The organism is Arthrobacter glycogeni (assembly GCF_054511155.1).
In genome coordinates this window covers 64,961-78,939 of record NZ_JBTNDE010000005.1, presented here as the reverse complement: position 1 = coordinate 78,939, position 13,979 = coordinate 64,961, and the positions used below count along the sequence as shown (strand labels likewise).

The following is a 13,979-nucleotide window of genomic DNA, read 5'->3' as shown; positions in this document are numbered from 1 at the left end:
GAAATGTGGTTATTTCTGGCGGCGGTAGAACGGGGTGGGGACCACGGTGAAGGACTCCGGCTTTCCCCTGAGGTCGACGTGAACCTCAGTACCCGGCTCGGCGAGCCCCGCCTCGACATAGGCCATCGCCACGGGGTAGCCCAGGGTCGGGCTGGGAAGCCCCGAGGTCACTGTGCCAACGACCGAGCCGTCGACGACGACCTCATACCCGGCGCGCGCCGACCGGCGGCCGGTGCCCTGCAGACCGACCAGTTTCCGTTTCAGCTGCGCTTCCTTGAGTGGTTCCAGCACTGACCGGCCGACAAAGTTGTCGCTCTTTTTCAGGCTGACCACCCCACCGAGACCCGCCTCGAAGGGGTTTGTGTCCAACCCGAGCTCGTTGCCGTAGAGCGGCATCCCCGCCTCAAGGCGGAGCGAGTCCCGCGAGGCGAGCCCGCAGGGCGCCAGCTGGTGTTTCACTCCGGCTGCGGCGACCGCTTTCCACAGTTGCACCGCTTCGGTATTGCTGATGAACAGCTCGAAGCCGTCCTCACCCGTGTAGCCGGTGCGGGCCAGCAGGACCTGCAGTCCGGCCAGTTCCACCTCGACAGCGGCGTAATATTTCAGGTCGGTGATCGGTTGGCGAGATTCGGCGGCGGCGATTTCGAGCAGAATGGCCTCTGCTGCGGGGCCCTGCACAGCGATCAGTGCGGTACTTTCCGACTTGTCCTCCACAGTCACGTCAAAGTTTTCCGAGCGTTCCTGCAGGGCCGCCGCAACGGTGTCGGCGTTGCTGGCGTTGGGGACCACGAGGAACCGGTCGTCGGCACGACGGTAGACGATGAGGTCATCGATCACACCGCCGTCCTCGGTGCAGATCAGCGAATACTTGGCTTTCCCGACGGCGATAGCGGCGAGGTTGCCCACCAGCGCATAGTTTAGGAACCCGGCGGCCTGGGTGCCGGTGACCCACACCTCGCCCATGTGGGAGAGGTCGAAGAGTCCCGCTGCGCGGCGGACGGTGTGGTGCTCTTCGAGTTCGCTGCGGTACTTCAGGGGCATCTGCCATCCACCGAAGTCGGTGAAACTTGCTCCAAGTAGTTCATGTTCGGCGTACAGGGCTGTCTGCTTGGTCATGGGTGAGTCCTTCCAGTCGAGCGTCTTGGGTCTACCCGCGCGGCCGGCGGCCGAGCGGGTACAAGCTTCAGTGTTCGAAGTCCTCAATGGGCGGGCAGGAGCACACCAGGTTGCGGTCGCCGTGCGCGCCGTCGATGCGTCGCACGGGAGGAAAGTATTTGTTGTGCTTTAACGTCCGTACCGGGTAGGCCGCGAGTTCGCGCGGGTACGCCTGATCCCAGGTGTCACTGATCAGCGCAAACGCGGTGTGCGGCGCCTGCCGCAGCGGGCTCTCCTCCAGCGTGTATTCGCCTGCCTGCACCTGGTCGATCTCGCCCTTGATAGCGATCATGGCGTCGATGAAACGGTCCAGCTCGCCGATGTCCTCGGACTCGGTGGGCTCAACCATCAGGGTTCCGGCGACGGGGAAGCTTAGTGTCGGTGCATGGAAACCGTAATCAATGAGGCGTTTGGCGACGTCCTCGGCGGTCACCCCGGTGGCAGTGGTCAATGGCCGCAGGTCAAGGATGCACTCGTGCGCCACCAGACCCTTTTCACCGGAATAGAGCACGGGGAAGTGCTCGGTGAGTCGGGCCGCAACGTAGTTGGCGGCCAGCAGGGCATGGCCGGTGGCCGAGGTCAGGCCTTCGCCTCCCATCAGGGCCACGTACGCCCACGAGATCGGGAGCACCCCCGCGGAACCGTACCGTGAGGCGGAGATGGGAACACCAGCCGACCCGGTGTCCGGTGCTGCCGCGTCGCCGGGCAGGAACGGCGCAAGGTGCTCGGCAACCGCGACCGGGCCTACGCCCGGCCCGCCGCCGCCGTGCGGGATGCAGAACGTCTTGTGCAGGTTCAGGTGCGAGACGTCGCCGCCGAACTCTCCCGGCTTCGCCAGGCCCACCAGTGCGTTGAGGTTGGCGCCATCGATGTAGACCTGGCCGCCGGCGTCGTGCACCTGACCGCAGACCCAGCGGACATCTTCCTCAAACACGCCGTGCGTCGAGGGGTAGGTGATCATGATGGCCGAGAGTCGCTCGGCGTGCAGGGCAATCTTTGCCTCGAGGTCGTCGTGGTCGATGTTGCCGTCGTCGGCGGTCTTGACCACCACGACCTTCATCCCTGCCAGCACTGCTGACGCGGCGTTGGTGCCGTGGGCGGAGGAAGGGATCAGGCAGACGTTACGGTCCTGGTCGCCGCGGGACAGGTGGTAGCCGCGGATCGCGAGGAGCCCGGCCAGTTCGCCCTGGGAGCCAGCGTTGGGCTGGATGGACACCTTGGCGTAGCCGGTGATCTCGGCGAGCTTGTCCTCAAGATCTTCGATCAGCCAGCGCCAGCCCTCGGTCTGGTGGGCGGGGGCAAACGGGTGGATGGTGGCGAACTCCGGCCAGGAGATGGGCTCCATCTCCACTGTGGCGTTCAGCTTCATGGTGCACGAGCCCAGCGGGATCATGGTGCGGTCCAGTGCGAGGTCCTTGTCGGAGAGGCGGCGCAGGTACCGCAGCAGCTGGGTTTCCGAGCGGTGGCTGGCGAACACCGGGTGGGTCAGGTAGGTCGAGGTGCGGACCAGATCCGCTGGGATCGCTGCCGGGCCGTGCAGCTCGGCAACCTGGTCGACACCGAACACGTCGGCGAGGGTGGCGAGGTGCTCCTCGGTGGTGGTTTCGTCGCAGGAGACCCCCAGATGATCCTCGTCGACCAGACGAAGGTTAATCCCCGCGGCCTCGGCCCTGGCCAGGAATTCCGTGGCCTTTCCCGGGACGTTCAGCAACAGGGTGTCAAAGAAGTCGGCGTGGACAACAGTGACGGTGCCAGCAAGCGAGGCTGCCAGCCGGGCGGCCTGTGAGTGCACCCGCTCTGCGATGGCCTTCAACCCGTCCGGGCCGTGATAGACCGCGTACATACTGGCGACGATGGCCAGCAGCGCCTGAGCGGTACAGATGTTCGACGTCGCCTTTTCACGTCTGATGTGCTGCTCACGGGTCTGCAGGGCGAGACGGTAGGCGGGTGCGCCGTCGGCGTCCTTCGACACCCCAACCAGTCGGCCGGGAAGCATCCGCTCGAGGCCCTTACGAACCGCCATGTACGCGGCGTGTGGGCCGCCGAAGAAGAGGGGGACACCGAATCGCTGGGCGGAGCCGACGGCGATGTCCGCGCCCTGCTCGCCCGGCGCCATGATCAGGGTCAGTGCCAGGAGGTCGGCGGCGACGGTGACGAGGGCACCGCCGTCGTGCGCTGCCGCAATGAGCGAACCATGGTCGCGGAGGGCGCCCGAGGCGCCCGGTTGCTGAAGGATGATGCCGTTGATGTCACCATCGGGGAGTCCCTGGCTGAGGTCTGCAACTTCCACCTCGAAGCCGAGGGCTTCGGCGCGGCCCCGGACGACGGCGATCGTCTGCGGCAGGCAGTCAGCGTCGAGCACCGTCTTGCCCTTGTTCTTGCCGGACCGGCGCATCAGAAGCGCTGCCTCGGCGACGGCTGAGGCTTCGTCAAGCAATGAGGCGTTGGCGATCGGTAGTGCGGTGAGATCCTGGACCATGGTCTGGAAGTTCAGGAGAGCTTCGAGGCGCCCCTGGGAAATCTCGGGCTGGTACGGGGTGTACGCGGTGTACCAGGCAGGGGCCTCGAGGACGTTGCGGCGGATGACCGGCGGGGTCACGGTGTCGAAATAGCCCTGGCCGATCATCTGGACTGCCGTCGTATTTTTACCGGCGATGGCGCGCAGCTGCGCGAGCACCTGCGACTCGCTGAGCGCTGCGGGGAGGTTCAGCGGTCCGGCGGAGCGGATGTTCGCGGGGACAGCGACCTCAACCAGCTTGTCGAGGCTGGGGTAACCCAACATGGAGAGCATCTGGGTGGCGGCGGTCGAGCGAGGGCCGATGTGGCGGTCGGCGAAAGTCGATTCGGTGAGGGGCTGAGCAGTCATGGGAACTCCCTTGATGAGGTCCGGGCGTCGGCCCGGACGGTGGTGAGTTCCTCCCCGCTCTGTATGGGACCTGAGAGATTCCGCAGGACTACACGCCTGCTTGCACCGTCGGTGAGGTGGACGTGAGCTGTCCGCCTGCTTTCCAGAGTTGCCTAGCCGCAGCGGTACTGGGCCTGAGAGATTCCTGGGGAGGATTTGCTCCTACGGCGCCTGCCGGAGTGTGTGTCTACGGAAGTACTCTCCCGCTGCAGATCAAGGGCTATGAAGTTATGAGAATCGTGACCTAGCTTACTCGGCGGTGCACGTGAGTGCCAAAAACCGCGTTTCCCGTGTTCTGGTGAGCAATCTGGAGCTTTGGGGTGGACATCCTCACCCCAAGTGTCCAGGTCGACCCCGCCGGCACGTTAAACCCCAGAGGACCGGCCGGTAGTGGCCGATCCTCTGATTCGAAGGACTACTTGTCGCCCTTGAAGACGTCCTTGACGTTCTCGCCAGCCTGCTTGGTGTGGGCCGACCCCTGGTCGACCTGACCCTCGCGCTTGACGTCCTGGTTGTCGGTGGCGTCACCGACGGCTTCCTTCGCCTTGCCAGCAAGTTCTTCGGCCTTGTTCTTTGCCTTATCCATGAAGCTCATAGGTCCTTCTCTCTAAGGTGGGTAGTTGCTTGGTAGGTACACCCAAAATCTGAGTTCCTACAGTTATAAGACGTGGCCCGGCGGGTATTCCTCACGGTTAAATGCCTATTAACTTTTCCGGCCCCAGACCAAGCGACGGAACCGGCAGCCCAAACACCTGACGCAAAGCCAGCCGGGCTGCGTGGAATCCGCTCATCCCGTGCACTCCCGGCCCGGGCGGCGTCGACGCTGAACAGAGGTACACCCCATCGAGCGGGGTCCGCCAGGGAGACAGGGACAGCACGGGTCGCGCGACCATCTGGCGGAGGGTCACTGCGCCGCCACCGAAGTCACCCCCCACATAGTTGGCGTTGGAAGTTCCCAGCTCAGCCGCCGTCGTCGTGAAGGAGCGCACGACGACGTCGCGGAACCCGGGAGCGAAGCGTTCGATCTGGGCGGTGACGGCATCGACCATGTCACGGGTCGACCCGCTCGGCACATGGCAGTAGGTCCAGAGAATGTGGCGTCCCGCGGGGGCCCGCGATGGATCGAAGAGTGACGGTTGGGACAGCAACACGTAGGGGCTTTCCGGGTGGTTCCCTGCAGCGACCTGGGATTCGGAGGAGGCGATCTCGGCCCGCGTTCCTCCCAGATGCACGGTTCCGGCGCGCGCCACGGCGGGATTGCTCCACGGCACGGGGCCGGAAAGGATGAAGGCAACCTTGCAGGCGCCATCGCCGAACCGGAAGCGCTGCAGCGCCCGTTCGTAGCTGCGCGGTAACCGGCCTGCTGCCAACTGGAGGACCGAGGGAGGAGCCACGTCGAGCAGGACAGTCGGCACACCGCTGAGCTCCGAGAGTGACCGGACAGTGTGGTCGGTGACAATTTCGCCGCCGTGCGCCCGGAGGTCGTCGGCCATCGCGTTGGCAATTGATTGCGATCCGCCCATCGGGATGGGCCACCCGCCGGCGTGGGCCAGCGCCCCCAACGCCAGCCCGGCCCCCGCAGAGGGGAGGGACGGGAGGCGGCCCACCGGGTGCGCAGCGACACCGGTGAACAGAGCGGCTGCCGCGTCGGTGCTGAACCGCCGGTTCCACAGTGGGGTCCCCTGATCCAGCGCCGCCGCGGCAAATCTCATCGCGACCCCCGGATGGCGAGGAACCCGCAGCAGGTGGTTCAACGCGACGTCGAGGGTGCCTTCGATGTCCCGCACCAGCGGTTCCATCAGGCGGCGGTAAGCGGGGCCATCCTGACCGAGGCCGGCGACGGTACGCCCGAGGTCGCGAAAAGCCACGCCCGCCCGGCCACCGTCGAGCGGGTGCGCGTAGGAGACCTCCGGAACCGTGAAGTCGACGCGCCGCTGCAGGTCAAACTGGGAGAAAAACGGCGAGGCGATAGCCATGGGATGTACGGCTGAGCAGAGGTCGTGCAGATGCTCCGGAACGAGTTCACCGGTGCGGGCTCCCCCACCGATGGTGGCCGCCGCCTCGTAGACCCTCACGCTGAGTCCCGCCCTGGCAAGGACGACGGCGGCCGCCAGCCCATTGGGCCCCGATCCGACAACCGCTGCGTCAGTCACCGTGGTTCCGCCGTCGCACCAGTGAGGCGGCACGAGCCCTGGTCGAGGCAACCACTGAACGGGCCACCCTAGGCAGGGTGCGCCGCGCCTTGAGTGCGGCGGCGACCGCCCGGTAACGCAGTGGGCTCAGGGGAATGTCGTAGGTGGTGGGCACGTCCACTACATTCCTGGAGAAGTTTCGTTTGAAGGTGGTCACATTGATGAGCTGCGGGTAGTTGTCGCTCACGATGCCCGTCAGCCCGCAGCTGTGGTTACCGGCCACCTTGAGTTCCCTGAAGGCGTGCCACAGCAACAGGTAGGGCGCAAAGATTTTCCGCGCGGCGTGGGTACTCGCCGCGAAGTAGTACACCGAATATCCGCGGTACTCGGTCGTGATGAGCCAGCTGATGGCCTGTCCGTCAAGATAGGCCACCATCAGGCGAAGGTGATCGCCCAACTGTTCGAGGAGCTCTTCGTAGTAGGCGGACCCGAAGCTGGTGAATCCATCCCTGGCGGCGGTCTCCTCGAGGATGGGAAACAGGTCGCTTCTGAAGACGGTGCGCCACTCGGCCCGGTCGATGCTGCGGATCTCGACGCCAGCCCGTTCGGCCCGGCGGATACTGTTGCGGGCGTTGGGGCGGAACGACTTGTAGATGTCTGCTTCGCCGGGGGTGAGGTCGACAACGATTTCCCGCTCGTACCACCCGTGCTCGATGGGCCCAGTGGCCAGATCCTGTGGATGGTGCACCTGCTGCCGGACGTATAGCGGGCTGATGCCGGGATCCGCACTGAACTGTTCCCGGACGGTCCTCATCAGCCGTGCCTCGGCAGCGGGGGTACGGTCGGCAAACCAGACGGGCCCGTTAACGACGACCAGTGAATTCCTGAAACGCCTCGTGCTCCACAGGAAACTGGCGACGGCAATCAGGGTGGCGCCGTCGTAGTACGACCAGATGCCGTACGGCGTGCGCCCGCGGCTGGCCTCGAAGGCCGCCCACTGGGGCGTTTGTTCCAGGGGGATCACCACCGTCGGATGGGCAGCTGATATGGCCTCGAAGTCTTCCGTGCTGAGTTTCTCAAAGCGAAGGCCAACTGCGGTCACGGGTGATCTTTCAGTTCAAGGGTAGGACGGCTCAAGCCTACCCGAGGACGTATCAGGGCGAAGTGGCCGCTGGGCTGCGGCGGTCGGCAGCTCGGTCGAATGGGCCACCCTGCGGGTCGTCAATGTCGAGGCGCCGCACCGGGTCCTGGCCCGGCTCAAGGATGCCCTCCACCACTCGAAACATAATATATGCCATAGCTAACATATGTCCGAAAACGGCGAGTAAGTAGTATGGGAGGTCAATGTTGTTCTGGGCTGCTCCGCCGCTCGACTCCCGGCCGAGATACACCATCAGAGCCCACCAGTGGCCGGCTTCGAGAAGTTGCCAGGTGAGGAAGGTTCGCCATTTTGGGTACGCCAGTGCCACCAGGGGAATCATCCAGATCGCGTGCTGTGGGGAGTATCCCTTGGCGGTCAAGATCAATGCCCCCACCAAAAGGACCGTCAGTTGCGCGAGCCGTGGCCTGCGGGGAGCGAGCAGCGCGAGCGCGACGATGCCGCCGCAGGCCAGAACAAACCCAAGGGTCGACACCACCGAGATAGCGGCGGAGTCCAGTTCCCTGCCGCCGGTACGTGCCGCCAAGGCGTTGTAGGCGAACCACACCGAGGAATGGTCTGCCCCCTGCGTCAGGTAGCCAGTGATCTGGGCCACCCACGCCTGGGGATTAGACAGAGTGAAGGGGAGGTTCACGGCCACCCAGGTCCCACCAAGCACCGCTCCGGTCATCACGGCACCACTGGTTTCGCGGGTGCGCACCGCCAGCACGGCCACCGCCCCGAAGATCAACACCGGGTAGCCGGCGATCGCAGTGCCCAGGCCGAGAAAGGCGCCCGCCGCTGCAAACTGGCTGCGGGCGAAGGACAACATACCGAGGGCGGCGAGCATCACCGCCCACAGGTCCCAGCCGACAAAACCGGCGAGGATGATCATGGGCGCGACCGCAACCATGGCGGCGTCCCACGGCCTTCGGTGGGTCATTCGTACGGTCACGCAGGCAGTGACGAGCCACGCCGCCACAGCCAACACCGAGTGGAGGTCGTAGTAGAGCAGGGTGCTCCCCGGAGGGACCAGGTTTGCCGTCACACCCGCAAACCCACCGGTCAGCGCCGAGTGCCCCAGCTGAAGGAAGGGGATACCCTCACCCACCTGATTGAATGCCTCGGGCCATTGCGAATAGCACGCCATGTAGTACTGGTCGGGCCCAACCCATCCCTCGATCCGGCACGGGTTTTTGATAAGGACGGCGAGTACCGCCGCCACGGTCGTCAGAAGGACCAGCACCCGTTCCATGGTGAACGTCCCCGGGTCGATCCTGCCCGGACTGGTTCGGAGCCCGAGGGGTCCACCGATCAATTCGGTGAAGTTCCGCAGCAGCGCATCAGCGCGCGACGGCACCGAGATGCGTACCGGCCGACGCCGGGACTGACCGGTTCCCATCCCTGAATCCTACCGAGCTGCGGCAAGGGTAAACATCGAGCTTCCCTGATATATCAGGGAGCTGGAATGCTTCGGGACAATCCTGTGTTGAGAATAAGAAGTAGACTGGATTAGCTGCTCGGTCCGTTACGGGAGAAATCCGGCGGGTCGACAATGAGAAGTGATTCAAGAGGAGAACAGTGGGAACTAACCCCATTAGGGTAGCAATCGTCGGTGTCGGCAACTGTGCGGCGTCACTGGTGCAGGGCGTACATTACTACCGGGATGCTGATGCCACCGCGTCAATCCCCGGCCTGATGCACGTGGAGTTCGGCAAGTATCACGTCAATGACGTCGAGTTTGTTGCCGCATTCGACGTCGACGGTAAGAAGGTGGGCCTGGACCTAGCCGACGCCATCGGTGCCAGCGAGAACAACACCATCAAGATTGCCGATGTACCCCCAACCGGCATCAAGGTCCAGCGGGGCCACACCCTCGACGGTCTGGGCAAGTACTACCGCGAGACCATCGTGGAGTCCGACGCCGAGCCGGTCGACGTCGTCGCCGAACTTACCGCCAACAATGTTGATGTCATGGTGTGCTACCTGCCCGTCGGATCGGAAGACGCGGCTCGGTTCTACGCCCAGTGCGCCATTGACGCCAAGGTTGCGTTCGTCAACGCCCTGCCTGTATTTATCGCCGGGACCAAGGAGTGGGCCGACAAATTCACTGCGGCCGGTGTGCCAATCGTCGGCGACGACATCAAAAGCCAGATCGGTGCGACCATCACCCACCGTGTTATGGCGAAGCTCTTCGAAGACCGCGGCGTCACGCTGGACCGCACCTACCAGCTCAACGTTGGCGGCAACATGGACTTCAAGAACATGCTGGAGCGGGACCGCCTTGAATCCAAGAAGGTCTCCAAGACGCAGGCTGTGACCTCCAACGTGCAGGCTGACCTGGGCGAACGCAACGTCCACATCGGCCCATCCGACTATGTTGCCTGGCTCGATGACCGCAAGTGGGCCTTTGTCCGCCTGGAAGGGCGCAACTTCGGCGATGCGCCCGTTTCCCTTGAGTACAAGCTTGAGGTCTGGGACTCTCCCAACTCGGCAGGTGTGATTATCGACGCCATCCGCGCCGCGAAAATCGCCATGGACCGCGGCATTGGTGGACCCCTGCTCTCCGCATCCAGCTACTTCATGAAGTCACCACCGGAGCAGTTCGCTGATGATATCGCCCACGAAAAGGTAGAGGCCTTCATCCGCGGGGAACTCGACCGCTAACCCCGGCTAACCTTCCGCATCGCCCTGAGGGTCGACCGTGCATCACACACGGTCGGCCCTTCGGTGTTTAGCCGGTTAGAAAAGGCCCACCGCGCCGCCGTCGTCGTCGACGTCCATCCGCATCGCGGCCGGATCCTTCGGCAGCCCCGGCATGGTCATGACCGTGCCCGTCAGCGCCACAATGAATCCGGCACCGGTTTTGGTGATCAGATCGCGCACATGCACAGTGAACCCTTTCGGCGCTCCGAGCACTGAGGGATCGTCGGAGAACGAGTACTGGGTCTTCGCCATACAGACCGGCAGCCCGCCCCAGCCGTTGGCTTCGATCTCGGCGAGCCGGCGCAGTGCCGGCACCGAAAAGTCGACGCCGTCGGCTCCGTAAATCTCCTGCACAATAGTGCGGATCTTATCTTCGACCGAAAGCTCCAACGGATACAGGTGATGGAAATCCTGCGGCCCGTCCAACGCGGTGAACACCTTTGCCGCCAGCTCGTCCCCGCCGGACCCGCCACCACCCTGCCCCCACACATCGGCCACGGCTGCCGGGATGCCGGCGGTGGCGCACCAGGCGAGCAGCCACTCAAGCTCCTCGTCGGTGTCGGTCGCGAACCGGTTGATAGCCACCACCGGTGAGATGCCAAACTTCTCGACATTATGGACATGGCGCCGCAGATTGGCCACACCCGACTCAAGCGCGGCCCTGTTGGGTTCCTTCAGGTCGGTTTTGGCCACCCCGCCGTGCATTTTGAGTGCACGGATGGTCGCGACGATGACGACAGCGGCCGGAGCCACATCCGCGTACCGCGCCTTGATGTCCATAAACTTCTCCGCGCCCAGGTCTGCGCCGAAGCCGGCCTCGGTCACCACAATGTCGGCCAGCTGCCGGGCGGTGCTGGTGGCGATGACCGAGTTGCAGCCGTGCGCAATGTTCGCGAACGGCCCCCCGTGCACGAGGGCCGGGGTGCCGGCGATGCTCTGCACCAGGTTCGGTTTGATCGCGTCGCGCAGCAGCAGAGTAAGGGCTCCCTCGACGCCGAGGTCGCCGACAGTGACGGGTTTGCGGTCAAACGTGTAGCCGAAGGTGATGCGCGCCAGCCGCTGCTTGAGGTCCCGCAGGTCCGAGGCCAGACAGAACACGGCCATGATCTCCGAGGCGACAGTGATGTCGAAGCCGTCCTGGCGGGGGGTGCCCTGGGTGGGACCGCCCAACCCAATCACCACTTCCCGCAGTGCCCGGTCATTCATGTCGAGCACCCGCTTGAAGGTGATCCGGCGTGGATCGATGTTCAGCTGGTTGCCCTGATAAATATGGTTGTCCACCAACGCCATCAGCGCGTTGTTCGCCGAGGTGACCGCGTGAAAGTCACCAGTGAAATGCAGGTTAATGTCCTCCATGGGCAGGACCTGCGAGTATCCGCCGCCGGTCGCGCCGCCCTTCATGCCCAGGATCGGGCCCAGTGACGGCTCGCGCAAGGCAATCATGACGTTGCGCCCAGCGCGTGCAAGGGAATCGGCGAGTCCGACGGTGCAGGTCGATTTTCCTTCACCCGCCGGTGTGGGGCTCATCGCGGTGACCAGCACCACCTTGCCCGGTGACTTCGCGGGGTTCGGGAGGAGCTTGGCGGTGTCGATCTTGGCTTTGTAGCGACCGTAGTGTTCGAGCGCGGCGATCGGAATGCCTGCTTTTGTGGCGATCTCATCGATGGGTTGGATGTCGGCGTTGCGAGCGACATCCAGATCGCTCGCTGGCGTGGGCAAAGACTTCATTGTCGAACAGTCCTCTGGGCTTGTGGCGCGTCAGGATTGAGTCTTGTGATGCCGCAGGTCTGGGCACAGCGTCAAATCTACCAGCGGTGTGCCGGGGGTCAGTGGAGCCCTGACTGCTCCAATAGGTACTCAATCATGGGCTCGTAGAGTCCAGGGCAGAGATTGTCGTCCAGCGGTACAGCAACCTTCAGTTGGCCTTCCGCCTCCGATACGAACAGGCCCGGGTCGTTGCAGTCGGCGAAGCCCAGGGCCGCAATCCCCGCACTGGCGGCATAACCGGCCCAGCCGTGGTCGGCGACCACCAGGTCGGGTGCCGGCTCCCCGTTCGCCGCCAGCAGGTCGAGGCTCAATTGCATCGGCTCCGGTGAATGGGTGTGCACCAGACCGCCATGCTGATGCCAGACCAGTACCCCAAAGAGTTGCCGGATATCGCCCTGCCGGAACGCCTGGCCCTCCGGAACGTCGACCACAGTGGCGCCAGACTGTCGGGCGGCAGCGGCGAGGGCCGCGTGGACTGGGAGCAGTCCCGCCGGGTGACCGGTCGCGAACAGAATGCGTTGCCCCGCCGCCACCGCGGCGCCGAACACCGAACCAAACCGATCCAGGGCGGCCACGCAGTTGGCTGAGCCAATAGTGTCCTGTCCGGCCAGATGACCGCGGTCCGGGTTAATCCCTACGCGATCACGCATCAGGTCGAACACCTCGTCGAACACCCACTGGCGAGTGGTGCGGACGCCGAACTCGAGGTGTTCGCTGCCCTCAAGGAACAACTGCATGTGCCGGAGGTTATCTTCGCGGGGTGTGGCGACATTCCCCGTGATTCGGACAGAGTCGAGGTAGGCGGCAAGTTCAGCGGAGTTCACCAGTCCATCCTAGGTGAGCCGCCCGGCCCGGTGGGAGCGCGCCCGAAGGTCAGCGGGCGGCTGCCTCCTGGAAACGTTCGACGGCGGTGCGGTAACTTTGCGCGGTGAGGAGCGCGGTCCGCTGCCACCCGAAAGCAAGCGCGTGAATCGCGGCGCCGCGGCCCAGCGAGGCGCGGGTGTTGGCGTCGTCGTACATGGTTTCCAGGGCGGCCGACCAGAGCGCCGGTGTGTGTCCGTTGACCAGCGTGCCGGTGCGGCCGTCGCTGATTGCCTGCGGCAATCCTCCCACGTTGGCTGCGAGGACCGGTGTGCCGCAGGCCTGGGCCTCCAGGGCCACCAGGCCGAAGGATTCGGTAAAGGAGGGCATTGCCACGAGATCCGATGCCCGGAACCAGTGCGCCAACTGGGTGGCCTGCACCGGGGGGTAGAGGCGCACCGTGTCCTGCAGCCCGGCGTCGTCGATGAGTGGTTGCAGCCGCAGGGCTTCAGCACCGCTGCCGGAGCCAAGGACACTCAGTTGCAAGGGAATATCGGGACGGCGGGCGGCGAGGTCTGCGGCAGCGGCGACCAGCACCTGCGGTCCCTTCAGTTTCTGGATGCGTCCGGCGAAAACCACGTGAAACGCGTCAGGCGAGAAGTTCAGGGATGCCCTAGACTCCTCACGGGACACCGGGTTGAACGTATCCAGGTCAACTCCCGGCGCCACAATGTCCACACGTTCGGGCACGGCGCCGTACAGGGATTCGAGCTCCGCCGCCTCGGTGCTGGTATTGGCGATGAGCCTGGACGCGCCGTCGACGATCGCCTGTTCACCAGCAACCCGCACCTCCGGCTCAGGCGTCCCACCCGCGTGCAGACGAATGTTCTTGACCCGGCCCATGGTGTGCATCGAGTGGACCAGGGGAAGGTTCAGGCCGGCGCTGACGGTCAGCCCAACGCTCCCGGACACCCAATAGTGGGAGTGGATGACATCAAAGTGACCATCTGCCAGCAGATCGGTGACCTCGGCGATGGCATCGGTAAATGACTCCGACAAGCCCGGCAGTTGCTCTTTGGGCACCTTGCGCTGGGGGCCGGCTCGCAGGTGTCTGACCATGACACCCGGGGCGAGCTCTTCTGAGTGGGGTTGACCTTCGGAAGCCGCGCGGGTGAAGATCTCGACGTCGATTCCCACGCGGGCCAACTCGAGGGCCAGCGACCGCACGTAGACGTTCATTCCGCCGGCGTCACCGGCGCCGGGCTGATCCAACGGGGAAGTGTGAAGAGAGAGCATTGCCACACGTTTTACCGGAGGCACTGGAACTCCTCTCGCATGAATGTCCCGGAAAATTACCAGGCGCTCGTATTGTCGG

The 13,979-nt window shown here is 64.5% G+C and carries 10 protein-coding genes and 1 riboswitch; of the genes, 1 reads left to right on the top strand and 9 read right to left on the bottom strand.

Features of this window, described 5'->3' with window-relative positions; all coding sequences use genetic code 11:
* Nucleotides 1–9: 9 nt before the first annotated feature.
* The 6 genes from gcvT to ACX80O_RS04985 form a co-directional block, all read right to left on the bottom strand.
* Complete coding sequence (gcvT, locus tag ACX80O_RS05010) at nucleotides 10–1,116, bottom strand: glycine cleavage system aminomethyltransferase GcvT (protein ID WP_459332740.1); 1,107 nt, start codon at nucleotides 1,114–1,116, stop codon at nucleotides 10–12.
* A gap of 67 nt (nucleotides 1,117–1,183) precedes the next feature.
* Entirely contained in the window at nucleotides 1,184–4,021 is a 2,838-nt protein-coding gene (gcvP, locus tag ACX80O_RS05005) for an aminomethyl-transferring glycine dehydrogenase (protein ID WP_459332739.1), read from the bottom strand.
* Between the two features lie 152 nt (nucleotides 4,022–4,173).
* A riboswitch (glycine riboswitch) is annotated at nucleotides 4,174–4,276 on the bottom strand.
* 199 nt (nucleotides 4,277–4,475) lie between these two features.
* Complete coding sequence (locus tag ACX80O_RS05000) at nucleotides 4,476–4,655, bottom strand: CsbD family protein (RefSeq protein ID WP_459307501.1); 180 nt, start codon at nucleotides 4,653–4,655, stop codon at nucleotides 4,476–4,478.
* Nucleotides 4,656–4,752: 97 nt separating this feature from the next.
* A complete protein-coding gene (locus ACX80O_RS04995) occupies nucleotides 4,753–6,213 on the bottom strand; it encodes a phytoene desaturase family protein (RefSeq protein WP_459332738.1) in 1,461 nt (486 codons plus the stop codon).
* Complete coding sequence (locus ACX80O_RS04990; RefSeq protein WP_459307499.1) at nucleotides 6,206–7,294, bottom strand: lipid II:glycine glycyltransferase FemX; 1,089 nt, start codon at nucleotides 7,292–7,294, stop codon at nucleotides 6,206–6,208. Before ACX80O_RS04990 ends, ACX80O_RS04995 begins: the two co-directional genes overlap by 8 nt.
* 52 nt (nucleotides 7,295–7,346) lie before the next feature.
* On the bottom strand, nucleotides 7,347–8,732 hold the full coding sequence (locus tag ACX80O_RS04985; protein ID WP_459332737.1) for a glycosyltransferase family 87 protein: 1,386 nt from the start codon (nucleotides 8,730–8,732) through the stop codon (nucleotides 7,347–7,349).
* A gap of 179 nt (nucleotides 8,733–8,911) precedes the next feature.
* On the opposite strand from ACX80O_RS04985, the gene ACX80O_RS04980 reads away from it, so the two are divergent.
* Nucleotides 8,912–9,997: an inositol-3-phosphate synthase gene (locus tag ACX80O_RS04980; RefSeq protein WP_459307497.1), complete on the top strand. Its 1,086-nt coding sequence runs from the start codon at nucleotides 8,912–8,914 to the stop codon at nucleotides 9,995–9,997.
* A gap of 75 nt (nucleotides 9,998–10,072) precedes the next feature.
* Here the strand turns inward: ACX80O_RS04980 and ACX80O_RS04975 are convergent, their stop codons facing one another.
* The 3 genes from ACX80O_RS04975 to mshA all read right to left on the bottom strand — a co-directional run bounded on the left by ACX80O_RS04975 (nucleotide 10,073) and on the right by mshA (nucleotide 13,924).
* On the bottom strand, nucleotides 10,073–11,764 hold the full coding sequence (locus ACX80O_RS04975; RefSeq protein ID WP_459332736.1) for a formate--tetrahydrofolate ligase: 1,692 nt from the start codon (nucleotides 11,762–11,764) through the stop codon (nucleotides 10,073–10,075).
* Nucleotides 11,765–11,862: 98 nt separating this feature from the next.
* Complete coding sequence (locus ACX80O_RS04970; protein ID WP_459307495.1) at nucleotides 11,863–12,627, bottom strand: phosphatase; 765 nt, start codon at nucleotides 12,625–12,627, stop codon at nucleotides 11,863–11,865.
* Between the two features lie 49 nt (nucleotides 12,628–12,676).
* Nucleotides 12,677–13,924, bottom strand: coding sequence for a D-inositol-3-phosphate glycosyltransferase (mshA, locus tag ACX80O_RS04965; RefSeq protein ID WP_459332735.1), 1,248 nt, complete (start codon nucleotides 13,922–13,924; stop codon nucleotides 12,677–12,679).
* Nucleotides 13,925–13,979: the final 55 nt, after the last annotated feature.